The organism is Rathayibacter sp. AY1B7 (genome assembly GCF_002932735.1).
Lineage (GTDB): Bacteria > Actinomycetota > Actinomycetes > Actinomycetales > Microbacteriaceae > Rathayibacter.
This window is the reverse complement of sequence record NZ_PSWK01000015.1, coordinates 70,760-94,262: the sequence shown is the minus strand read 5'-3', so window position 1 is coordinate 94,262 and position 23,503 is coordinate 70,760. Positions and strand designations below refer to the sequence as shown.

Sequence of the window (23,503 nt, the reverse complement as noted above, 5' to 3'; positions counted from 1 at the left end):
GTGGTCCTCCACCGTCCCGGCCGCGTCGACCTTCCGTGCGCTGTGGATGATCAGCGCGGCGTGCGCCATGCGGTCCCCTCCTGGGTGTCCAGGGGAGGCATGCACAGGAGACGCGCGAGGTCCCTGTTCGTGACGCGGAGGCGCGGAATGCGTTCGGGTGGCGCAGTGATCGGTGTCAGACCGGCTCGACCGGCAGGGGCTGTGCCATCGTCGGGAGGGGGCGGAGTCCCCGACGATCCGGAACGACACCCAGGAGGGGACCGCATGGCGCACGCCGCGCTGATCATCCACAGCGCACGGAAGGTCGACGCGGCCGGGACGGTGGAGGACCACTGGCTCCGCGCGCGGGACGGCGCGATCACGGCGACCGGCACCGGCACCGGCTGGCAGGCGCAGGCGGAGGGGGCGCAGCTGCACGACGCGCGGGGCCTCACCGCTGTCCCGGGCTTCCTCGACCTCCACGTGCACGGAGGGGGCGGTCACGCCTTCGACGGAGGAGCGGAGGCGATCCGCGCGGGCCTCGCGCTGCACCGCTCCCGCGGCACCACGCGCTCGCTGGTCAGCCTGGTGTCGGCACCGCTGGAGCAGCTGGAGGCCTCTCTGGACGCGGTCTCGGCTCTCGCGGCCGCCGACCCGCTCGTGCTCGGCGCGCACCTGGAGGGCCCGTTCCTCGCGCCCTCGCGCAGGGGAGCGCACGACCCCGCGGCTCTCGTGCACCCCTCCTCCGGCGCGGTCAGCCGGCTGCTGGACGCCGCCCGCGGACGCCTCGCGCAGATCACGCTCGCGCCCGAACTGCCGGGAGCCCTCGCCGCGGTGGAGCGGCTCGCCGGCGCCGGCACGGTGGTCGCGGTGGGCCACACCGAGGCGGACGCCGACCAGGCGCGGGCCGCGTTCGACCGCGGAGCCCGGCTGGTCACGCACGCGTTCAACGCCATGCGCGGGATCGGCCACCGCTCCCCGGGCCCGATCCCGGTGGCCCTGGGGGACGAGCGGGTCGCGCTCGAGCTGATCCTCGACGGCCGGCACGTGGACGTCGAGGTGGTGCGGCTCGCGTTCGCGGCGGCTCCCGGGCGGATCGCGCTCGTCACCGACGCGATGGCGGCGGCCGGGGCGGGTGACGGAGTGCACCGCCTCGGCCCGCTCGACGTCGAGGTGCTCGGCGGAGTCGCCCGGCTCGCGGGCACCGCTGTGCTCGCCGGATCCACGGTCACGCAGGAGGAGGCCCTGCGGCGGGCCGTCGGGCCCGGCCGGCTCGGGCTGCAGGCGTCCGTCGCCGCCCTCACCGCCGTTCCCGCCCGCGTGCTCGGCCGTGGCGACCTCGGCCTGCTGGCGCCCGGGTACCGCGCCGACGTCGTCCTGCTCGACGCGTCGCTCCGCGTGCAGCGGGTCTGGGCCGAGGGGCGCCCGTTCCCCGACTCCGCGGACGGCGCGTCGCGACCCCGGGTCAGGGCGTCGGCGTCACGGTCCAGGTCCCCTCGGTCTGGACGGCCATGACGCCGGGCAGGTCGGCCTCGAACACCTCGGAGAAGGCGACGGAGTCGCCGAACAGCTGCGGCTGATCGGAGGTCGTGAACACGCGGCCGGAGAACGAGTCGTCCGGACCCGCGGGCGTGTAGTCGACCGTCACGCGCGGGACGTCGTCGGAGAAGAACAGGACGGCCGGGCCGGTGCCGGACTGCGCACCGCTCACCGTCGCGAGGTCGTTCCAGCTCTGCAGGCCGAGCGTCCACGGCCCGTCGGCTCGGACGATCACCTGCTGCTCGACGGGGTCGTCGCGGAAGATCCCGGTCAGGAACGACCCCGTCATCGGGGCGGCGGCCTCGCCGAAGGGCGTCATCCGGCCCGCGGCGGTGACGATCGCCGTGCCGGTGCAGGCCGAGCAGTCCAGGCTCAGGACGACCGCGAACTCGCCCTGCCGCTGGAACGACACGTCGGCCGGGCCGGTGCCCGAGACGGTGGCGGGGACTCCCTCGCCGACCGGCCCGGCGTCGACGACGGTTCCGACCGGCTCGGCGGTCGCCGGAGCGGAGGGGGTCGGGCTCGGAGTGATCAGGTCGGTGATGGCGGGTCTCGGCGTCCGCGAGGCGGGCGCGGACGCCGTGGCGCCCGCCTCGGCCCCGCCGCCGGCGGTGCACCCGCCCAGCAGCAGGAGCCCCGCCGCTGCCGTCGTCGCCACTGCCGCTGTCGTCCCCCGAGCCCTCATGCGTCCAGACTGCCAGGGCTGGTCCGGATCGTCGTCCCCGGAGGGAGTCAGAGGAGCAGGGCGCCGAGGCCCGCGGCGGCGAGGACGACGATCCACGGGGGCACGGTCCAGCGCGTCAGCGCCACGAAGGCGCCGATCGCGAGCGTCAGAGCGCCGGTCGAGCCGATGCCCTCGGTCAGCACCGGGTCGTAGAGGGCGGCGCCGAGCAGTCCCACCACGCCGGCGTTCACGCCGGCCAGCGCCCGCTGCGCGACCGGCAGGTGCCGCAGCCGCTGCCAGAACGGGAGCACGCCGACCACGAGCAGAGCGCCCGGCAGGAAGATCGCGACCAGCGCGATCGCCGCCCCCGCGACACCGTCCGGCGTCCCCGCGCCCACCGCGCCGAGGAACGCGGAGAAGGTGAAGAGCGGGCCGGGCACTGCCTGCGCCGCCCCGTATCCGGCCAGGAACTCGCTCTGCCCGACCGTGCCGGCGCCGACCGTCTGCGCCTCCAGCAGAGGCAGCACGACGTGGCCGCCCCCGAACACCAGAGCGCCCGACCGGTAGAAGACGGAGGCGAGACCCGCCGCTCCCTCGCCGGTGAGCGCGGCGAGCAGGGGGAGGCCGACCAGGAGGAGCCCCCAGAGGGCGAGGGCCGAGACCGCGAGCGCCGTCGGGATCCGGACCGCGAACCCCGGGCCGTCGTCCGGAGCCCCCTCCTCGCGGCGGAGCCAGAGAACGCCGGCCAGGCCCGCAGCCGCGATCACCGCCACCTGCAGCGCGGGCTCCGGGGCGAGGAGGACGGCGACAGCCGCTGCGCCGGCGATCGTCGCGCGGCGGCGGTCCGGTGCGAGCGAGCGCGCCATCCCGAGCACGGCCTGCGCGACGACCGCGGCCGCCGCCGCCTGGAGGCCCAGGAGCCAGCCGGCGGAGGCGACGTCGCCCGCACCGGCGACGAGCCCGGCGACGAGGACCAGGGCGATCGCCGAGGGGAGCGTGAATCCGCACCACGCGGCGACCAGTCCGGCGAGTCCCGCGCGCTGCAGGCCGACCGCCATCCCGACCTGGCTGGACGCGGGTCCGGGGAGGAACTGGCACAGCGCGACGAGGTCGGCGTACGCGCGATCGGTCAGCCAGCCGCGGCGCACCACGAACTCCTCGCGGAAGTAGCCGAGGTGCGCGATCGGCCCGCCGAACGAGGTCAGCCCGAGGCGGAGGAACACGAGGAGCACGGGGAGGGCGCCGCCCCGCTGCAGCCGACCCGTCTCCGACACGGGGGCATCCTGCCAGACGGCGGTGTCCAGCACGCGTCGTGTCACCGGAAAAGGGACGATAAGCGGCCGGATAAGCGATTCCTCGCCCATTCTCCTCCGGTCGATGAAACGGTGGGTAGAAATACTGAACCCCTTCTCATCCCCTCTGTTATCCTGATCCGGCTTCCCTTTCCTTCTCGAGGAGAAGGTGATCCGCATCAGTAACGCGAGCGCTGCCGCTCGTTCACTGAACGCCTTCTCCTCCTCTTTCGATCGGTGTACCCGGAACGGTGACGATCGGAAAGGCTCTCTCTTCCGTGACTCCTCAGGACACTGCCGTCGGCGACTCCGCCGACTCCTCCCGCACCGGCTCCCGATCGGGCGTCAAGGCCCTCTCCGCTCTCTCCCGCCGCACGATCCTCGCCGGATCCGTCGCCGGCGCGGGCGCGATCGCCTTCGCGACGCCGGCCCTCGCGGCCGGCGACCTCACCGCGGTGCCCCGACTGCCCGGCGAGGTCTCGCGCCTGTCCACCGCCACGTCGAAGACGGGCGGGAAGCGCTACGAGATCATCGACGTCGTCGTCGCGGGGGACCGGGCGCGCCTGTTCGTGCCGCACGCGACGCCTCCGTCGCAGACCAGGGGCGCATCGATGCTCTGGTACTACCACGCCCGCAACGGTACCCACACGGCGCTCTCGAGCGCCTTCGCGTACTCGGCCGACCTCGCCGTGGACCGCGGCATCGTCAGCATCTGCCCGACCTACGGCGGCAGCATCTGGTCGAGCCCGCGGGCGATCGAGATCCAGGCCGCTGTCGCCGCCTGGGCCTCGTCGGTATGGCGGATCGACGCGAGCCTCCTCCGCTCCGACTCCGGGGGCGGGCCGCTTCTGACCTGGGCCTACGGGAAGCGGATGGTGCCGAACATCCGGGGCGCGTACCTCTGCAACAGCTCCTACGACATGGAGGAGCGGGCGGCGAGCGAACCGGACCGGATCGGCCCCGAGTACGCCGACGCCGCGGCCATCGCCGCCACCAACCCGGCGCGGCTGCCCGCGTCGGTGTGGCGCGGTGCGCGGCTGAGGATCACCGGATCGCCCGACGACAAGGTCGTGCCGTTCGCCCTGCACGGCGCCGCCCTCCACGCCGCGGCCCTGCCCCTGGCGAAGGAGGCGACGGTCCGCACCCACCCGGGGGAGGGCACCGACGGGCACAAGGTCCCGAGCTTCACCAACAAGGAGATGCTCGACACCTTCCAGCGCTGGATCACCGAGGGCCCCGTGCCGCAGACGGAGCCCGAGCCCGAGACGCCACCCGTGTCCACGCTGCCCGGCGCGGGCACCTACGAGAACGGCGCCGCGCAGATCGTCACCACCGGCACCTGGACGACGCTGAAGGCCACCGCGGACAGCGGCGGGAGCATCGCCTACTCGACCAGCTCCGGCGCCTCCGCGACGCTCGCCTTCACCGGCACGAGCATCGCCTGGATCAGCCGACTCACGTCGTCCTCCGGGATCAACGACGTCGAGCTCGACGGTGTGAAGGTCGCCTCCGTCGACCGCTACAGCGCGTCCACCCGCTCGAAGCAGACGGTGTGGAGCAGCGGACAGCTCGCCGCCGGGCCGCACACGCTGACGATCCGCCGGGGGAGCGGCCGCAATCCGGCCTCGACCGGGACCAACCTGCTGCTCGACTCCTTCGTGGTCGGCGACGCGACGCCTCCGCCGGCGACGACGCTGCCCGGAGCGGGCACCTACGAGAACGGCGCCGCCCCGATCGTCACGACCGGCACCTGGTCGACGTTGAAGGCGAGCACCGACAGCGGCGGCAGCATCGCCTACTCGACCACCGCGGGCGCCTCCGCCACCCTCGCCTTCACGGGTACCAGCGTGAGCTGGATCAGCCGCCTCACCGGCTCGTCCGGCATCAACGAGGTCGAGCTCGACGGAGTCAAGGTCGCGTCCGTCGACCGCTACAGCGCCGCGACGCGGTCGAAGCAGACGGTCTGGAGCAGCGGACAGCTCGCGGCCGGGCCGCACACGGTGACCATCCGCCGCGGGAGCGGCCGCAACCCGGCCTCGAGCGGCACCAACCTGATCCTCGACGCGTTCGTGGTCGGCGACGCCGCTCCGGTCCCCACGGTCACCGTGCCCACGCCGATCGCGGAGTGGTCCTTCGCCGAGAGCGCCGCCCCCTTCGCCTCGGCCGTCGCGGGCGCTCCGGCGCTCCGGCAGGGCGCGGGCTCCTCCGCCCGCGCCGTCGCCACGCCGTTCGGCACCGGAGTCGCCCTCAACGGGACGACGGACCACCTGGTCGTCCCCAAGGACGAGGTCGGCCCGCTCAACCTGGGCGCCTCGACCGGCCAGGTGACGATCGCGGTGTGGGTGCTCAACTCCGACGCGGACGGCGCCTGCATCGCGGGCGTCTGGGAGGAGTCGACGGTCGGGCCGCTGCGCTCCTATGCGCTGTTCAACAACCTCCCCGAGTACGGCGGCTGGGAGCGCGTGTGCATGCACGTCTCGAAGCTCGGCGGGCCGACGCCCGGCTACCCGTACTCGCGCGACTACTCGGTGGAGCCCCGCCGGATCACGCGCGGCGTGTGGCAGCTGCACGTCGGGACGTACGACGGCGCAGTCGCGGTCTCGTACCTCGACGGCGCCGCCACCGCGTACCCGGTGTACACCGACAAGCTCGGCGCGACCTACGCCAAGAACCCCTACGTCTACCCCGACGGCCTCAACGCGGCTCCGGGCGACTTCGTGGTCGGAGCGGTCGGCCGGGACGGCACGATGATCAACCGCTTCGCCGGCTCCCTCGCCCGACTGCGGGTGTGGGACCGGGCGCTGACCGCGGAGCAGGTGAAGCAGCTCTACTCGGCCGAGAAGGGCGCTCTCGGCTGACGACCCGAGGGCGGTGACACGAGTCCGAGAAGGGGATGATCCGCTTCTCGGACAAGGCCGTGTGAGCGATAGCGGGCGTCCCTCTTTCGAGGGTGGTGTTATCGGCTGAATACAGATCGGCGGGCGGCCGCTTCACGGCTGCTCCGCCGTTCTCCGCCGCCTGTATGCGCTGCGCGGGATTCCGTACTCAGGCGGACGTGCGCTCCCGGAGGGCCGTACGGCGGGGGATCATCGCCCGGCGGCCGCGCAGCCCTGTCCCGGATCTCGGAGTGCGGCCCCGCGCCAGATGCGCACCGGCGCGACCACCTCCCAGCCGAGGGTGAGGTAGAGGGCGCGGCCGTCCGTGCTGGCGACGAGGAGACCGCTCCGTGCACCCTCGGACCGGGCCCAGGCGGTGAGGGCGTCGACGACCCGCCGTCCCAGCCCGCGTCGGCGGAACCGCGCATCGGTCTCGATCCGGTCCAGGACCGCGACCGTCCCGTGCACGGCGGCGGTGCCCTGAGCGGCGACGACTCCGTCGACCAGCAGCCGGACGCTCGCCACTCCGTCGGCGGCCTCGAGCACGGCTCCCGCGAGCAGGGCACCCTCGGCGGTGCGGCCCGGGCCGAGGAGCGCCGCCATCAGGCTCTCGTCGCTCGCGACGAGCTCCAGCCCGGCGGCGGGCGCGAGGCGGGCGTCGTCGCCCAGGCCGATGACCGTCAGCCACTCCTGGGGCCCGGCCACCCGCTCGGCGCCCGCCTGCAGCGCGGAGGGCGACGGATCGACCAGGATCCGCTCACGCGTGCGCGACTCCGCTCCGACATCGACCAGCCAGGCCCCGTCCTCGCGGACGCGCTGCACGCCGCGTGCCCGGCACCAGCCCTCGACCCAGTCGTCCACCCGCTCCGTCGTCGTGATCACGCCCCGAGAGTAGCCGCGACCGGACGGGCGCGATCGTGGGAAGCGGGTTCTCCCGGCGGTGGCCGTCGATCCCCAGCAGGACCGCCCTCGCCCGGATCGCACCCCGCGCACCGCGATCCGCCGGGTCCTCCCGTTGTCAACCTCAGTGCCACGGCGCCGTCCCCGGCCCTACCGTCGGCGCGAGACATCCGCTGCACCGCCGGGACCCTGACGGCCGTGCCGAGAGTGAGGGGCCGATCCGATGCCCAGGCAGGACGGCGACCCGCGGAGCACCACCCGAGTGCTGCGCGAGCTGGTCGCCGCGTTCGAGGATCCGGGGGCCGTGCACCCGGCGCTAGCGCGGCAGGTGCGGAGCGCCGCCCGCGAGCTGCTCGGCGCGTCGGAGCGGGAACCGCTGCGCCTGCGCGTGCGGATGCCGACCCTGATGGTCCCGCGCTCGGTCGTGGACGAGGTGCCCGATCCGCCCCCGGTGCCGCCCGCCGCGCTCTGACCCGACGGCGCTCGTACACTCGGACGATGCGACACGGCATCGTCATCCTCCCGCAGGACCCGTGGGCCGAGGCCCGCCGGAAGTGGCAGTCGGCCGAGGGCCTGGGCTTCGACCACGCGTGGACCTACGACCACCTCTCCTGGCGCTCCCTCGCCGACGAGCCGTGGCACGCGACCGTCCCCACCCTCACCGCTGCCGCGACGGTGACCGAGACGCTCCGCCTGGGCACGTTCGTGACCTCCCCGAACTTCCGCCACCCGGTGCCGTTCGCGAAGGAGATCGCGACCCTGGACGAGATCTCGGGCGGTCGGACGATCCTCGGGGTCGGCTCGGGCGGCACGGGCTTCGACGCCCGCGTGCTCGGGCAGCCCGAGTACTCGCCCCGGCAGCGGCACGAGCGCTTCACCGAGTTCGTCACCGCACTCGACGCGCTGCTGCGCTTCGAGGAGCCCGGCTCGGGCGGCGTGGACCTCGAGGGGGAGTGGTTCACCGCCCGCTCCGCGCGCATGGTGGGCGAGCCCGTGCAGCGCCCCCGCGTCCCGTTCGTCCTCGCCGCGAACGGGCCGAAGGGCCTCGCGCTCGTCGCCGAGCGCGGGCAGGGCTGGGTCACCACCGGCCCGGAGGGAGTGTCGAGCCAGGAGTGGTGGCGGGCGGTCGCGTCCCTCTCCCGGCGGCTCGACGCGGCGCTCGAGGCGGCCGGGCGCGACCCGCGCACCGTTGAGCGCCACCTCTCGCTCGACTCCGGGAGCGACTACTCCCTCGAGAGCGTCGCCCGGTTCGAGGACATGGCCGGCCGGGCGGAGGAGCTCGGCTTCACGGACGTGATCGCGCACTGGCCGCGGCGCGACGGCGTCTACGCGGGCGACGACGAGGTCCTCTACGAGGTCGCCTCGCGCTTCTGACCGGGCCTCGGGGGCTCTGGAGCGGTCCTCAGACCGCGCGGGCGCTCCCGCGGTCGACGAGACGCGCGGGCAGGAGTCGGATCGACGGCTCCTCGCCGCGGGACGGCTGCTCGATCCGCTCGACGAGCGTGTCGACCAAGTGCGCGCCGAGCTCGGCGGCACCCGTCTCGACGTAGCTGTAGGGGAGCGAGAAGTCGCGGGCGAACTCGGCCGAGTACAGGCTCACGACGGACAGCTGCCCGGGCACGGCGACAGCGCGTCGGCCCAGGATCGCGGGAAGCATCGCGATGGTCCGGTCGCTGTGGACGACCAGCGCCGTGAGTCCGGGGTTGTCGTCGAGGAACGCCGCGATCATCGGCTCGACGGCGTCGGCGGCGGTGGCGGCCGGGCGCAGCACCAGCTCGATCCCGAGCCGACCGGCGGTCTCGAGAGCCGACTCGCGGAACCGGAGCCCGTAGGTCCCTCCGCGGTCGAAGACGCGCTCAGGCGGGGTGACGAGACCGATGCTCCGATGCCCGAGGGCGCCCAGGTGCTCGATCAGCAGGCGGGCCGCGTCGCCGAAGTCGAGGTCGAAGACGTCCACCCCGGAGGCGTCCGCGGGCACGCCGAGGGCGGCACCGGGCCGCCGCGAGGCGCGCAGGACGGGCAGCCGGTCGTCGTCGTCCGCGACGCTCAGGAGGATCAGTCCGTCGACCTGGCCGGAGCGCGTGAGCCGGCGGACGGCAGCCGCCCCGTCGGCCTCGGTGGCCAGCAGCACGTCGTAGCCGAGCTCGCGGGCGCGGGCCGTGATGGGGAGGACGTACTCGACCATCGCGGGCGCGAACTCGTCCGGGTCGAAGTGGACGAGCAGGCCCAGCGCCATGGTGCGGCGCGTCGCGAGCGCCCGTGCTCCGGCGTTGACCGTGAAGTCGAGCTCGGCGATCGCGTCCTCGATGCGCTTGCGCGTCTCGGGGGAGATGCTGCGCTTGCCGGAGAGGACGTACGACACCGTGCTGCGAGAGACCCCTGCCGCTTTCGCGACGTCTCCGATCGTGGCCATCTCCACCCCCGCTCGAACCGTGTCGAGAGTGGCAGTGCGGCGCGGCGCACGCAACTCGGGCGCCGCGTCCCCGGAGCGAGGACCGGACGCTGCGGCTCCGGCGCTCTGCTCGTCCACGGCGCGCTCGTCCCCGTCGGGGAACCTCCGGTCCCGACGACACGCCGACGCGGCCGGGCGCACGAGGTGCCCGGCCGCGTCAGGGCGTTCTGGACGGATCAGCCGCAGCGCGCCGCACCGTAGGCCGGTGCCGTGGATCCGCTCGCCGCAGCGCCGTCGACCGTCCCCGCGATCCGCACGTCGAGAGCGCCGGCTCCGACACTCGCAGCGCGGGTGCTGAAGGCGGCTGAGACCGTCTTGCCGGGAGCGACTCCGGTGAAGGTCTTCGTGCCCCAGGCCGAGCCGATCGTGATGTCAGCGGCGACCGCGCTGGTGTTGGTCGCCGTCCCCGTGATCGTGACCTTCCCCGCGGTGCAGCGCGAGGCCGCCGTGCCGCTCACCGTCAGGCCCGTGGTCCGCCCGACGAAGGGCGTGACCGAGATCCTGTCGATGTTGGGCGCGTACTGCGAGGTGAGCAGGACGCCGGGGAAGGTGTCGGAGAGGTAGGTCGTCCCGTCGAAGCCCGGGAGCTCCTTCGAGGTGATCGCGATGGTGTTCGAGCCCTTCCTGAGCGTGACCGGCACGCTCAGGTCCCACAGCTGGTTCTGGTGGAACGTGTGCGGGAAGAGCACGCGCTGCGTCACTCCGTTGACCGTGATGTCCGCGTGGCGGGCGAGCGGGTCGGGGTTGTAGTGCGTCGCGGGGGACTGCTCCTCGTTGGAGTAGCGCAGCGTGAGCGCGTACGTCCCGTCCTGCTCGGCCTTCACGTCGCCGAAGGTCAGGGTCGAGTCGCCGTCGCGTCCGCCCCCGATGTTCCCGACGGCCTTGCCGCCCGACGCGAAGGACAGGTCGCGGACCGTGGCGGGGCCGGTGATCGTGGCCGCCTCCGCCTCATAGCTCGTCGTCGCGGGCGGGTTCGCGCTCGCTCCGATGACGATCCGATCGACGAGGAGCGTGCCGCTCGTGCCGACGACCTCGATCTTGTTCACGCCGCCCGAGAGGAAGACCTGACGGGTCGAGCTCGCGCCCACCGGCCCGACCTTCACATCGTTCACGTAGAGGTCGCCGGTGCCGCCGCCCAGGGTGTCCACGGTCACGGAGGACGGCGCGTCCTTCGCGGAGTAGCCCCAGACGGTGGTGGAGGCGCCGCTGGTGAGCGTCGCCGTGCCCGAGCCGGAGACGCCGGCGCGGGAGTAGTCGGCCGTCGCTCCGTTGTCGAGCGTGCCGGTCTCGGCCTCGTGGATCGAGGTCGCGGCGGCCGCGCTGGGGAGGGAGAGCTCGATCTTGTCGACGATCGCGTCGCCCACGGTCGACTTCGTGCCGGCGAGGTTCTTCGCGGCGAGCGAGATCGTGTGGGTGCCGGCGGTCAGCTTCACCTTCGTGTCCGCGTGGTCCCAGACCACGAACTTGTAAGCCAGCGGAAGGAGGATCTCCTGCTCCGCAGCGCCGTCGACGCTCAGGAACGCGTTGATCGGACCCTGCTGGGCGTTGGCGGCGTAGGTGTTGAGGGAGTTGGCGAAGACGCTGAGGTCGTACTCGCCGTCCTTCGGGACGGTGACCGCGAAGTCGAGCTTCAGGTCGCCGCCGGTGCGGATCCCGCCGACGTTACGTCCGCCCGAGGTGTAGAAGCCGCCGACGTTGGTCGGCGAGCCCTCGGGTCCGTTGAGGTTCCGCGATCCGGTGTAGCGGGCGTCCTCGGCCTCGTACTTCTGGCGGAAGTCGACGGGTGAGGCGGACGGCGACGACGCGTTGGCGCCCGGGGTCAGGACGACCTCGTAGGCGGAGTCGACGTCGAGCGCGGGGAGGGATCCGCCGAAGTCGAGCGAGAGGGCGCCGTCCACGACGGACGCGTCGAACTCCTTGACCGTCTGCGGGGCTCCCGAGTCGCCGACCTGGCCGGTCCAGCGGATCTCGCTGACCTCCACGTGGACCTTCGAGCCGAAGGTGGCGGCCGGGATGCGCTCGAACGCGACCTTCTGCGAGCCGCCGACGCCTCCGAAGAGGGCTCTCGCCTGCTTGGCCGCGGTGTCGAGGGTCGCGACGCCCTGGAGGGTGTAGCTCTGGCCGGGCTTGGGCGGCGTGACCGCGACGGTGTCGCCGGTCATCGAGGCGTAGGCGTTGAGGAGCCACCACTGGCCGTTGGCGCGGTTGGCCTGCACCGCGGAGTCGGAGAGGTTGCCGTCGATGTTCCAGTAGGCGATGTCGCCGTCGACCTTCTTGTCCTCGAGCGCGCTGATCCACTGGACCATCTGGCCGGGCACGGAGGTGTGGTAATTGAAGGCGTACTCGTTGAGGTTCACCGGCAGGTGCTTCCCGGCGTAGGACGTGCCCGCGTACAGCTCGTCCTCCCAGGCCCGGAAGCGGTCGACGTTGGTGCGGATCTCACCCGGGGCGCTCAGCTCGTGCCAGGTCATCACGTCGGGGACGGTGTCCTGCTCGAGCGTGTGGGTCATGAACCCGCGGACCTGGTCGTAGAGGACGCTGGTGTTCGGTCCGGCGATGCGGGCGTCGGGCATCCTGTCGCGGATCAGCGCGTAGGTGCTGTCCCAGGCCGCGAAGAACGCGGTCGGGTCCTCCAGCCAGCTCTTCCCGTCGTAGCTCCACTTCCCGTTGCCGAACATGTTGCCCTCGGGCTCGTTGAACGGCACGAACACGATGTTGTCCTGGTACTCCTCGGGGAGCGCGAGCACCTGGTCGACCTGCGTGGCGATCTTCGCCTGGTAGTCGGCCAGCTTCTCCTGGGGAGTACTGCCCGGCCACTCGTAGGGGAAGCCGCGGTAGATGTCCGTCATGTAGATGTAGGTGTCGCCGTCCGAGGTGTCGGCGACGGCCTTCGCGACGCTCAACGCGTCCGCGCCCGGATGCTGCGGCCCGTCCTGCGCCTTGGTCGAGACCGTGCGCAGGTCGATCCCCTCGAGGAGGTTGTCGGAGGGGAGGCCCTCGCCGTAGACCCCGTAGAGGGTGCCGGACGCGCCGCCCATGAACTCCCCGGTGCTCGTGCCGAGGTCGATGGTCATCTCGTCGAGTGCGCGCACCGTGACGGTCGCCGTGACCGCGGTGCCGAGGCCGGTGACGGTGCCCTTCACGGTGAAGGTGCCGCGCTTCGCGTACGCGGAGGCGGGGACGCTCTCCCAGGTGACCGGGGCGTCACGGTTCACGCCGTCGGAGTAGGTGGCGGGGACCCCCGGCAGGGCCGGCGCGACGCCGATGCCGGTGGTGACCGCGACGCTCGTCGAGAGAACGCCGGTGACGGCCGGCGCGGCGTCGCCCGCCAGACCCCGGACCTGAGCGGCGGTCAGAGCCCGGTTGTAGACGCGGAAGTCGTCGATCGCTCCGTCGAAGTAGGGGTGCACGTTCCAGAGCGCCCGGCCGATGTTGCCGCTCTTGGAGGCGGAGGCGGAGTAGAGCTGCTTCGCGAGATCGACGGAGGCGGGAGCCGTCGCGACCTGCAGACCGTTGAGGTACAGGGTCACGGTCGTGCCGTCCATCGTCGCGGTGACGTTGACCCACTGGTCCTTCTGCAGCGGCGAGGAGCTGGAGACCCCGGTCTCACCGCCGTCCTTCAGCTGCTTGATGATCGCGCGGGCGCTGCCGCCGTCGAACGACGGAGCGAAGGCCGACGCGGCGTCGGGGCTGATGCCCAGGCACCACAGCCACTGGAAGCCTCCGGTGCCGGACCACTTCGTCCAGGCGGAGACGGTGGTCTGCGTCACGCCCTGGAAGAGCCCGTTCGGCACGGTCAGGTACGGCGCGGAGGTCGAGTCCGCCGCGCCCCCGGGAAGGTCGATCGCGGTCGTACCGGCCTTCCGACCCGCGACGTACGTCGCTCTCGCGCTGTTGACGACGGTGCCGTCGAGCTTCTTCGACGAGAGGTCGGCGACCGTGGATCCGGACACCTGCCCCTGCTCGAAGTCGTACTGGAGGATGAGCGCGTCGGCGGGGACGGAGGTGTCGGCCGCGGAGGCGGACTCGGCGCTCGGGAGAGCGACGGCGAGGGCGGCGAGTGTCGCGGCACTCAGCGCGAGGGCGAGGGAGCGGGTGCCGCGCCTCGGGGAGGACATCGTTGTCACGCTGGTCACTTTCTGTGGGGACAGCCGGCCGGACGACGGCGGGCGTCGGTCCGGGGTCGGAGCAACAGTGCTTCGAACCGGTTCGACAAAACTAGGTTCCGCGCCTGCGACACGCAAGAGGACCTGAGAAGTTCCTCGTCCGGCTCGCAGGTGACGGCGGTCGCTCCGGGCTCTCGCCGGGACCCGTCAGCCCGCCGGAGCGGCCGTCGCCGCGACGCTCGACGGTGAGCGGACGGGCGCGCGTCGCCGGGGGAGTGCTGCTGATCGGGATGCTCGCCGGACGCACGGCGGGTCCCTCCGCTCCCGTCGACGACCGGATCATCGTCGCCGCGGAGACCGGCGACCGGCCCGCAGGAGGACGTCCTGGACGCGGTCGAGGGGAGCCGCCCGGACTGGCTGAGCCCGGACGGCGTCCTCCCGCGGTGACCCGCAGGACCGCGGCGGCCTGTGCCGCGTGCGGGAGGATGAGGGCATGACGCTCCCTCCGCCGACGCTCCTCTCCCCGCCGCTCCAGGACCGGCTGGCCCGGTGGTTCGACGAGGAGGCGCCGCCGGCCCCCTCGGTGAGCTGGGCCCTGTTCGACCGCAGCGGGCTCCTCGTCCACCACGGCCGCGGCGAGCACCGCCTCGACGGGGCCGTTCCCGGGCCCGGGACCGTGCACCGCATCGCCTCCATGTCGAAGAGCTTCGAGGCGGCGGCGGTGCTGATCCTGCGCGACCGCGGGCTGCTCCGCCTCGACGACCGCGTCGCCGACCACGTGCCGGAGTTCACCGACCCGCTCGACTCCGCGGGCCGACCGCTGCCCGTGACGGTCAGGATGCTCCTCAGCAACTGCTCGGGTCTCCCGGAGGACAACGGCTGGGCCGACGACGTCATGGCTCTGACGCGGGAGGAGTTCCTCGAGGTCGTCGGCCGCGGGCTGACCTTCACGGAGCGGCCGGGTGAGGTCTACCAGTACTCCAACATCGGCTTCTGGCTGCTCGGCGTGCTCGTCGAGAACGTGACCGGGGAGGACTTCCCGTCCTTCGCGACGCGGACGATCCTCGAGCCGCTCGGCCTCCACGACACCCGCTACGACAGCGGCGACTACCCCGACGGCACCGACCTGGCGGCCGGCTTCAGCACCTTCGACGACGGAGCGACCTGGGTGCCCCGCCCCGTGACCGGCACCGGAGCGGGCGCCTGCGCCGCGAGCATGTTCAGCACGGTCGGCGACATCGCCCGCTGGAGCGGCTGGCTCTCCTCCGCGTTCGAGGGCGAGGACGGCGCGGACGACGACCCGGTGCTGAGCCGCGCCTCCCGCCGCGAGATGCAGCGCGGCTGGACGCCGGTCCCCGCGCTGAGCCCTCGCGCCGTCGAGAGCATGCTCGACGGCTCCGCCTACGGGTTCGGCCTCGTCGTCGAGCACGACGTCCGCTTCGGCGGGATCGCCCACCACTCCGGCGGCCTGCCGGGCTGGTCGTCGAACATGCGGTGGCATCTGGAGTCGGGCCTGGGGGCCGTGGTCTTCGCGACCGCGAACGGGGCGAAGCTCGCCGCCGCCGCGACGGGACTCCTCCGCGCCGCCCTCGAGGACACCGCTCCTCCGGCGCGGACCATCACCCTCCTCCCGTCGACGCTCGCCGCGGCCGCCGCCGTCGAGGCCGCGATCGTCGCGGGAGACCTCACCCGGGCGGGGGAGCCGGGCAGCGGCGCCCTGTTCAGCCCCAACCTGCTGAGCGATGTGCCGGCCGACGTGCGCGCCCGCCGCCTCGCCACGGCGATCGCGGAGATCGGCGGGCTCGCCGAGGACCCGACCGCGAGGCCGCTGGTGGAGCGGCTGCTCTGGAGCGCCTCCGCGGCGCAGGCGGCCTTCCTCCTGCCGGGCCGCGACGGAGAGCTCGAGTGCCGGCTCGAGACCACGCCGACCGTCCCGGCCCTGATCCAGCGCCTCGAGATCGTCGTGCCCGAGGCTCCGACGGCTGCCCTCCCGGTCGTGCGCTTCTACCGCCCTCGGGCCGGCTAGCGGTCGAAGACGAGGCGCGGACGCGGCGGACCTCGACGCTCCCGCATCGAGAACGGCGGGCGGCCCGCGAGGGACCGCCCGCCGTCACGCTCCCGCGGTCAGCGGATCGTCGTGCTCGCCGTGTCCGCGTTGCTGCGGATGGACGGGTCGGGCGTCTTCGTCGAGAACGCCGCCGCCAGCGCGGTCGCCGTGCCCGAGACGGCCGCCCTCACCGTGATCTTCTCCGACACGGTCCGCCCGTCCGCCAGGCCGGCCCGCTGGAACACCACGACGTTCCCGACCCTGGTGTACGAGCCTGTCGCCGAGACGAACTGCACACCCGCGGGCAGGACGACCTGCGAGAAGACCGACCCAGACGCAGCCGGACCGGCGTTCGTCGTGATGAGGGTGTAGGTGAGCGTCCTCCCCTTCACCGCCGAGGCCGGCCCGGAGAGGTCGACGCGCAGATCGGCCTTCGTCGCGACCTGCTTCGGCGAGACCGTCAGCGTGCTCGTCGCCCGAGCCGTGCCCGCCGAGTTCGCGGCCTGGATGCTGAAGGTGGTGGTCCCGGCCGTGGTCGGCGTCCCGGAGAGGCGCCCGGTCGCGTCGAGGGTGAGTCCGGCGGGCAGTGCGCCGGAGACCAGGGAGACCGACGGAGCGGGCGTGCCGCTCACCGCGTAGCGGAAGTCGTAGGCCGAGCCGACGACGCCGGCCGCGACCGTCCCGGAGAGGGTCGGCGCGACCGTCGGCGACGACACGGTGACGGTGCTGGTGGTCTCCGCGGAGGCGGTGCCGGCGCGGGCCGCCAGCGTGAACGTGAAGGTGCCCGGCGCGGACGGAGTCCCGGTCAGGCGCCCGGCCGGAGTCAGGGTGAGGCCGGACGGGAGCGCACCGGAGGAGACGGCCACCGACGGCGCGGGGAAGCCCGAAACGGTGTAGCCGAAGTCGTAGGGGGTGCCGACGACGCCCGGCCCGGGGGTACCGGAGATCCCCGGTGCAGCGGCGGCGGGGGAGACGACGACGGTGCTGGTGGTCTCCGCGCTCCCCGCAGCGCTCGAGGCCCGCAGGGTGAAGGTGGAGCGTCCGGCGGTCGTCGGCGTCCCGGTCAGGCCGCCACGATCATCGAGGCTCAGGCCGGCGGGGAGCGTTCCGGAGACGAGCGAGACCGTCGGCGCCGGTGTGCCCGTCACGCTGTAGTCGAAGTCGTACGGGGTGCCCACCGTCGCGGCGGGCGGGTCGCCGGCCAGGGTCGGCCCGACCGTCGTCTCCGCCACGGCGAACGTGTGCGGGGCCCCGACGGTGGTGCCGAAGGGGTTCCGCGCGGAGACGGCGAAGGTGGACGTGCCCGCGGTCGTCGGCGTGCCGGAGAGGACCCCGGACGCGCTGAGGGACAGGCCGTCGGGGAGGGAGCCGGAGGCGACCGCGAACGAGGCGGGGCGGTCGGCCGCGAAGGTGTACGAGGCGGCCGCTCCGAGCGGCCCGGATGCGGGAGGAGCATCCGCCGTCAGGACCGGACGCGGGCCCCGGGCGAGCACGTGATCGGGTCCGGCTGCGAGAGCCGTCGTGCCGGCGAGGCCGGCGGGGAACTGCAACTGCCCGGCCGAGCTCCGGCCCCAGCCGACGATCGTGCCGTCGCCCTTCAGCGCGAGGCTGTAGTCGGACGCGGCGGCGATCGCCACGACCCCGGACAGGCCTTCCGGCACCGTGGTCTGGCCGTAGTCGACGACGACCGAGTCGGAGCTCGCGCCCCAGGCTACGACGGTGCCGTCCTCCTTCAGCGCGAGGCTGTGGGTCTCTCCCGCCGCGACGGCCACCACGCCCTCGAGCCCCGCGGGGACGTCGGTCTGCCCGTAGAGGTCCCAGCCCCAGGCGATCACCCTCCCGCCGGACACGGCGAGGCTGTGGCGCTGGCCCGCGGCGATGGCCGTGACGCCTCCGAGGCCGGCCGGGACCAGGCCCTCGCCTAGCCCGTTGCTGCCCCACGACGTGACGGTGCCGTCGTTGCCGAGCGCGAGGCTGTTGTCGCGGGAGGACGAGATCGCGACGATCCCGGTCAGCGCGGCACTCCTCGAGACCTGCCCGTCGCCGTCGTAGCCCCAGGAGACGACGGTCCCGTCGCTCTTCAGCGCATGGCTGCTGTAGTCGCCGGCGGAGACCGCGACGACCCCCGTGAGACCGTCGGGGACGCTGGTCTGCCCGTACGACCCGCGGCCCCAGGCGACGACCCCGCCGTCGCCGTTCGCGGCGAGGCTGTGGGTCCGGCCCGCGGCGAGGGAGAGGACGCCCTCGACCCCGGCCGGGACCGTGGTCTTCCCGTCGGTGCTGCTTCCCCAGGCCGCCACCCCGAGGACCGGGGCGGACGGAGCGGCGACCGCCGCGAGAGGAACGGCGGTGCCGACGAGGAGCGCGACGGCCGCGATCAGCCCGAGCAGACCCCGCCGGAGCCGCCGCGCCGCTCCTGGATCCCGCGGCTGCGACGTGCCGTCCTGGACGGCGGGCGGACGAGGGACGGTGCTGGAGCGCATGTGCTGCCTTCGATCGGGACGGCCCTCATCGGCCGTCCTCGAACCGTGGCACGGCCGTCCCGCCGCTGACAATGTCCTCTAGCGGCCCTGTCCGGAAGAGGGCGCCGCGGAGCTCCGCGGAGGGGACGTAGGCCCGGTCTCACTGCGGCCGAGCGCTCCCGCCGCGGGCCCGTGACGGTCAGCGCAACCCGAGGGACGCCGTCGCGTCCTGACCGCTCAGCGGGGTCGGAACGGGGACCCCGACCCTCCCGCGTACGGAGCGTCCGCCTGGTCGAAGTCCCAGCGGCCCGCGGTGGACGGGCGGACGACGGGGGTCTTCGTCGGGGTCGGCGTCGCCGACGGCGCCGGCGCGGCGGCCAGCCCGGCGTGCCAGCGGAAGATCGCATCGATGCCGTCCTGGTTCACCCACGACGGTGCGTTGTGGCCGAGCGCGTGCGTCCGGACGGTCGCCTCCCTGGCCGTGGCCGTCGCCTTCTTCACGAGGGCGAGCCCGTGCAGTGCCGGCGGCACGCTCGGGTCCGGGTGGGCCGTGTCGGACACCACTGCGCGGATGTTCGCGCCGGCCCAGGCGGAGGCGGGCAGCCGCTTCGGGTTGTGGGAGTCGATCTGAGCGGTGCTGCCGCCGAAGGCACCGCCGATCGAGAAGCGGCCCCGCGTCGTGCGGTCGTGGGTGTCGCGGAGGTCGTAGACGCCGTTGACCAGGTAGACGCCGTTGATGCCGGGGAAGACCCGCGCGCCGTAGTCCTCGCAGGCGAGCGCACCGCCGGCCGACATCGCCCAGAGGTAGCTCGCGGCGATCGGGAACTGGCCGGAGAGGTAGGCGTAGCCGTTCCGCTGGTGCTTCTGCGCGGTGTCGTTGGTCCAGATCGTGCCGCCGAGCGTCTGGCAGATCGCGATGGCGCCCCGCTCGACGGCGAGCTCGGCCGGGTACGCGAAGACGCTGGACAGCGAGGTGTGGTCGGCTTGCGCGGAGTGGATGAACCAGATCACCGGTACCGCCGCGGCCTGCCGCGGCTTCACCGTCTGCGGCACGAAGATCCGCGCGAGGTCGCCCGCGATCGAGACCGTGAGGACGTCGTAGAGCACGCCGCGGTTCTTCGTCCTCACGTTGATCGTGCGGGTCTTCTCCCCGGGCAGGCCGGGCACGGGGGAGGCTGAGGCTGAGGCGGCCGGGAGCGTCGCCACGCCCAGAGCGAGAGCACCCGTGAGGGCGCCGCCGACGACGGTGCGCCGCCGGAGGCCGGGAGTTCGAGAGGGGGGTCCTGCGGAATCGTCGGGGGACACGGAAGCTCCTCGTGCAGGGACCGCGAACCGACGAGGTCGGCGGAGCGGTCCGGGTCGGCGGGGGTATGCCTGCAACGCTAGCCGGAGGACCGGCCGGACGACCCGCCGATGCGCGCCAGTCGCGGGACGGCGGAGGGACGACGCCGCACGGACGGAACGGTCGGCGGCTCGGCGACCGCATCGGCGGCGGATCGAGGCGCTCACGAGGCGAAGGAGAGGCCCGTTCCTGATCGTCCGCCCCGCCGGTTCCGACCCTTTCGCCCCGTTCGGGAGCACTTCCCCGCACCGGTCTGGCCCCCCGGTGTGAAGGCTCCCAGGTTCCTCGCGCTCGTCGGCGGACCGGTGCCAGCGTGAAAGGACCGAGAAGCAGAAGGAGAAACGACCATGACTCTTCGACGAACTCTTGCCACCCTCGCCCTCACGGGCGCCATCGCCTCCGTCGGCGTCGTCGCTGTCGCGACGCCCGCCTCCGCGGCCGAGGTCGCGAACGGACAGTACGTGAGCGCCGGGAACTACGCGTGCGGAGCCCAGGAGGTGGCCACCGGCGCCACCCTCGGACCCGAGGGCGTCCTGCGCCAGCGCGCTCTCGTCTTCCGCAACTGCGGGTCGAGCACGGTCGAGCGCAAGGCCGACATCATCGCCGACTTCGACGGCAGCTGCTACTCCGTGGCGCCGGGCAAGGCCCGAGTCCTCGACGCGCTGTTCGTGGCGGCGGGACGCAACACCTACCGCGCGTCCAAGGCCTGCTGAGGTCGCGTGCTCCGCCGGAGGGGCGGGTCGGGGACATCCCCGGCCCGCCCCTCCGGCTGTCCGGAACGACCACGCCGTCCGAGCCGTCCTCCCGCCGACCCGCCCGCGGATCACTCCAGCACAGGCCCCAGCTCCGCCAGGACCTCCGCGACCCGGGCCCGCGCCCGTGCACCGAGCCCGCGGACCGGACGCGGGAGGCAGCGCGCCTCGGCGAGACCGAGCTGCTCCGCCATCGCCGCGACCACGCGGTAGCTGCCGCCGTGCTCCGCGAAGAGGTCCCAGACGGGCTGCAGGCGTGCCGATCCCGCGATCGCGGCCGCCTCATCGCCCGACTGCGCCGCCCGGGCGATCGACAGCGCCGTCCGCGGGAAGAGGCCGCCGATCACCGAGTACCAGGCGTCGCAGCCGCCGAGCAGCCCGCGCGCACCCGCGGCGTCCCCCGAGACCCCGACGGTGACCCCCTCCGGCACCCGCTCCCGGATCTCGCTGACGCGCGCCGCCGCGGCGCCCGGTCCCTCCGGCACGCCGGGGATCTTGAGGGAGGCGACCTGCGGCAGCCGGGCGACGGCCCCGTAGAGGTCGTCGGAGAAGGAGAAGCGCGTCGTCCCGGGGTTGTCGTACACGACGAGCGGCACCGAGAGCTGAGCCGTCAGGTCCTCGTAGAGCCCCAGCACGTCCTCGTCCGTCAGCGGCTGGTAGCCGAGCGGCGCCAGGAGCACCGCGCTCGCTCCGGCGCTCTGCGCGTCCTCGGCGAGCGCCAGCACCTGCGAGGTGCGCAGCGCCCCGATCCCGACCACGACCGGCACCGGACCGGCGCCGCGGACGGCGATCTCTGCTGCGCGCCGGCGCTCGCCGCGGTCCAGGTACGGAGCCGAGCCGGTCGAGCCCAGGGCGCCGATCGAGTCGACTCCCGCCCGCGCGAGCCGCTCGACGAGAGCGGCGAACGACCGCTCGTCGATGCTGTCGTCGCGGAGCGGTGTGAGGGGGAAGGCGCTGAGTCCGGTGAGCACGTCGGTCCGTTCGCTGAGGGCGGGAGGGGCCCGGACAGTCTCCCCGGCGGCAGGGGCCCGGTCGAGGCCAGAACCGCCGGGGGCCGGGGGACCAGCCGTCACTCCGCGTCGAGCACCACTCGGGAGTGGAGTCCGAGCCGGTCGAGGAACGCCTCGTCGTGGCTGACGACGACCAGGCCGCCCCGCCAGGCGGCGAGAACGTCGACGAGGTGGTCGGTCGTGGCGAGATCGAGGTCGTTCGTCGGCTCGTCGAGCACGAGCAGCTGCGGAGCCGGCTGCGCCAGCACGAGCCCGGCGAGCGCGACGCGGAACCGCTCGCCGCCCGAGAGCGACGCGATCCTCCGATCGACCACGTCGCCGCGCACCAGGAGCCGCGCGAGGGCGTACCGCAGCTCGACCGCAGGACGATCCGGCGCGGCCCGGGAGACGTGCTCCCGGACGGTGGCCTCCTCGTCGAGGAGTCCCTCGCGGCGCTGGGGGAGCCAGCCGACCCGCTCCGTCAGCGCTCGGGCCGTGGTGCCGGCGAGCGGATGCTCCCGCGCACCCGGCGCCCCGACGAGGTGCTCGAGCAGGGTCGTCTTCCCCGTCCCGTTCGCGCCGACCACGGCGATCCGCTCCGGCCCCTGGAGCACCGTCGTCCGGCCGCGCACCGTCACCTCCGCCAGACGGCGCCCGGCCGCGACCTCGGGGTCCGGCAGGTCGAGGCGGACCCGGTCGTCGTCCCGGACTGCCCGCGACGCTGCGTCGACCTGCTCGCGCGCCCGCGCCTCCGCGGCCCCGTGCCCGGAGCGCAGCCGTCCCGCGGTCGCCTCGGCTCGTCCTCTCCGCGCGTTCGCGAGGATCGCGGGCATCGACTCCGCCGATCGCGCCCCCGCCCGCGCCCGGCGGGCGATGGTCGTCTCGGCCTCGATGCGCTGCCGCCGCTCGGCGCGGAGAAGCCGGTCGGCGTCGCGCAGATCGCGCTCCGCGGCCGCCTGCTCGAGGGCGAGCCGCTCCTCGAACGCCGAGAACGTCCCGCCCGAGGTGCGGACCGCCCCGTCGCGCAGCTCCGCGATCTCGTCGACGTGCTCGAGCAGCTCCCGGTCGTGGCTGACGAGCACGAGCGTCCCGCGCCACCGGTCGACCAGGTCGAGCAGAAGCCCTCGGGAGCGCCGGTCGAGGTCGTTCGTCGGCTCGTCGAGCACGGCGATCGGCCGGCCGCGCAGCCGGACGCCGGTCACGGCCGTGAGGACGGCCTGCCCTCCGGAGAGGGTCGCGACCGGCCGCAGCAGGTCCGCCTCCTCCAGGTCGAGACCGGCGTCGCCGAGTGCGGCGAGCGCCCGGGCCTCGAGGTCCCAGTCGTCCGCGAGCACCTCGAAGTGCCTCGGATCCGCGTCGCCGCGGAGGATCGCGTGCAGAGCGTCCAGGCGCTGCCGGATCCCGAGGAGATCGGCGACGGTGTCGTCGGGCCCTCGCCGGAGGCGCTGGGGCAGCAGGTCGACGGGTCCCGTCGTCGAGACGCTCCCGGCGGTGGGGGAGAGGCCGCCGGTGACGAGGCGGACGAGGGTCGACTTGCCGGCGCCGTTCGCGCCGACGAGACCGGTGCGCCCGCGTCCGAACGCAGCGGTGACGCGGTCGAGGACGACGGAGCCGTCGGGCCAGGCGAACGTGCAGTCGTGGAGGACGACGGCGGGCGGGGTGGTGCGGGAAGTGGAGGGCACGGTGCTCCAGGGGTCGGTGTCGGCGCACGACGACCACCGGACTCCGAAGGAGCAACGGCTCGCCCCTGAGGGGCGGGCACGGGGGACGTCAGTGCGAGAGCAGCTGCTGCGTCGTGGACGCAGTACCGGTGCTGGAGCGCAGGAGTCCGTCTTCCGTGCGGGGAGCCCCCGTGACCGCGAGCCGCTGGATCGGCCGGTATGGCGGCCGCACCGACGTCGCGGCTCGCGACGAGGTACGGGTCGACCGTACGTGCCCGTCGGACCCGCGCGCAACCGTGACCGACTGCTCGTCCGCGGCCTGCGTCCGTCGGCGCCGTCGCGCGGCTCGCGGCGGACGGCTCTCCACCCACGGCGGGACGGCCGGACCGCCCTGGTATGCACGCTGCTGCCCACCGGTCGAGGGGGTCGCCGGCGGGCCCTC

Annotated in this window: 15 protein-coding genes; 6 read left to right on the top strand and 9 right to left on the bottom strand. The window is 73.8% G+C overall.

The window, feature by feature from the left end:
* Positions 1-264: 264 nt before the first annotated feature.
* Positions 265-1,494: an N-acetylglucosamine-6-phosphate deacetylase gene (locus C5C95_RS10040; RefSeq protein WP_104324355.1), complete on the top strand. Its 1,230-nt coding sequence runs from the start codon at positions 265-267 to the stop codon at positions 1,492-1,494.
* Here the strand turns inward: C5C95_RS10040 and C5C95_RS10035 are convergent.
* Together C5C95_RS10035 and chrA are read right to left on the bottom strand one after the other, a co-directional pair.
* Positions 1,445-2,176 carry a hypothetical protein gene (locus C5C95_RS10035; RefSeq protein ID WP_104225243.1) on the bottom strand — a complete coding sequence of 244 codons (732 nt, stop codon included), beginning with the start codon at positions 2,174-2,176 and terminating at the stop codon, positions 1,445-1,447. The two genes, C5C95_RS10040 and C5C95_RS10035, sit on opposite strands and share 50 nt — an antisense overlap.
* A 74-nt stretch (positions 2,177-2,250) precedes the next feature.
* Positions 2,251-3,456, bottom strand: a complete 1,206-nt coding sequence (chrA, locus tag C5C95_RS10030; protein WP_258072654.1) for a chromate efflux transporter — start codon at positions 3,454-3,456, stop codon at positions 2,251-2,253.
* 296 nt (positions 3,457-3,752) lie between these two features.
* Between chrA and C5C95_RS10025 the strand changes: the two genes are divergently transcribed.
* Positions 3,753-6,332, top strand: coding sequence for a LamG-like jellyroll fold domain-containing protein (locus C5C95_RS10025; RefSeq protein WP_104260708.1), 2,580 nt, complete (start codon positions 3,753-3,755; stop codon positions 6,330-6,332).
* A gap of 228 nt (positions 6,333-6,560) precedes the next feature.
* Here C5C95_RS10025 and C5C95_RS17675 read toward each other — a convergent pair whose 3' ends face one another.
* On the bottom strand, positions 6,561-7,232 hold the full coding sequence (locus tag C5C95_RS17675; RefSeq protein ID WP_219814752.1) for a GNAT family N-acetyltransferase: 672 nt from the start codon (positions 7,230-7,232) through the stop codon (positions 6,561-6,563).
* 241 nt (positions 7,233-7,473) lie between these two features.
* On the opposite strand from C5C95_RS17675, the gene C5C95_RS10015 reads away from it, so the two are divergent.
* Both C5C95_RS10015 and C5C95_RS10010 read left to right on the top strand, forming a co-directional pair.
* Entirely contained in the window at positions 7,474-7,722 is a 249-nt protein-coding gene (locus C5C95_RS10015; RefSeq protein WP_146078454.1) for a hypothetical protein, read from the top strand.
* A 26-nt stretch (positions 7,723-7,748) separates the two neighbouring features.
* Positions 7,749-8,624, top strand: a complete 876-nt coding sequence (locus C5C95_RS10010) for an LLM class flavin-dependent oxidoreductase (protein ID WP_104324353.1) — start codon at positions 7,749-7,751, stop codon at positions 8,622-8,624.
* A 28-nt stretch (positions 8,625-8,652) separates the two neighbouring features.
* Here C5C95_RS10010 and C5C95_RS10005 read toward each other — a convergent pair whose 3' ends face one another.
* Positions 8,653-9,663, bottom strand: coding sequence for a LacI family DNA-binding transcriptional regulator (locus tag C5C95_RS10005; RefSeq protein ID WP_104324359.1), 1,011 nt, complete (start codon positions 9,661-9,663; stop codon positions 8,653-8,655).
* 215 nt (positions 9,664-9,878) lie between these two features.
* Entirely contained in the window at positions 9,879-13,820 is a 3,942-nt protein-coding gene (locus tag C5C95_RS10000; RefSeq protein ID WP_104324352.1) for a LamG-like jellyroll fold domain-containing protein, read from the bottom strand.
* A 481-nt stretch (positions 13,821-14,301) separates the two neighbouring features.
* Here C5C95_RS10000 and C5C95_RS09995 point away from each other — a divergent pair, with 481 nt between their 5' ends.
* The gene (locus tag C5C95_RS09995) at positions 14,302-15,834 is read left to right on the top strand and encodes a serine hydrolase (protein ID WP_104324351.1); all 1,533 of its coding nucleotides are present in this window, start codon (positions 14,302-14,304) and stop codon (positions 15,832-15,834) included.
* A gap of 98 nt (positions 15,835-15,932) precedes the next feature.
* Here C5C95_RS09995 and C5C95_RS09990 read toward each other — a convergent pair whose 3' ends face one another.
* Positions 15,933-18,338, bottom strand: a complete 2,406-nt coding sequence (locus C5C95_RS09990) for a putative Ig domain-containing protein (protein ID WP_104324350.1) — start codon at positions 18,336-18,338, stop codon at positions 15,933-15,935.
* Between the two features lie 216 nt (positions 18,339-18,554).
* Positions 18,555-19,622 (bottom strand): hypothetical protein, encoded by a 1,068-nt coding sequence (locus C5C95_RS09985; RefSeq protein WP_104324349.1) that lies wholly within the window; start codon positions 19,620-19,622, stop codon positions 18,555-18,557.
* A gap of 384 nt (positions 19,623-20,006) precedes the next feature.
* Here C5C95_RS09985 and C5C95_RS09980 point away from each other — a divergent pair, with 384 nt between their 5' ends.
* A complete protein-coding gene (locus tag C5C95_RS09980) occupies positions 20,007-20,372 on the top strand; it encodes a hypothetical protein (protein WP_104222056.1) in 366 nt (121 codons plus the stop codon).
* Between the two features lie 110 nt (positions 20,373-20,482).
* Here C5C95_RS09980 and C5C95_RS09975 read toward each other — a convergent pair whose 3' ends face one another.
* Together C5C95_RS09975 and C5C95_RS09970 are read right to left on the bottom strand one after the other, a co-directional pair.
* Positions 20,483-21,382: a dihydrodipicolinate synthase family protein gene (locus C5C95_RS09975; RefSeq protein ID WP_104324348.1), complete on the bottom strand. Its 900-nt coding sequence runs from the start codon at positions 21,380-21,382 to the stop codon at positions 20,483-20,485.
* A gap of 98 nt (positions 21,383-21,480) precedes the next feature.
* The gene (locus C5C95_RS09970; protein WP_104324347.1) at positions 21,481-23,082 is read right to left on the bottom strand and encodes an ABC-F family ATP-binding cassette domain-containing protein; all 1,602 of its coding nucleotides are present in this window, start codon (positions 23,080-23,082) and stop codon (positions 21,481-21,483) included.
* Between the last annotated feature and the right edge of the window lie 421 nt (positions 23,083-23,503).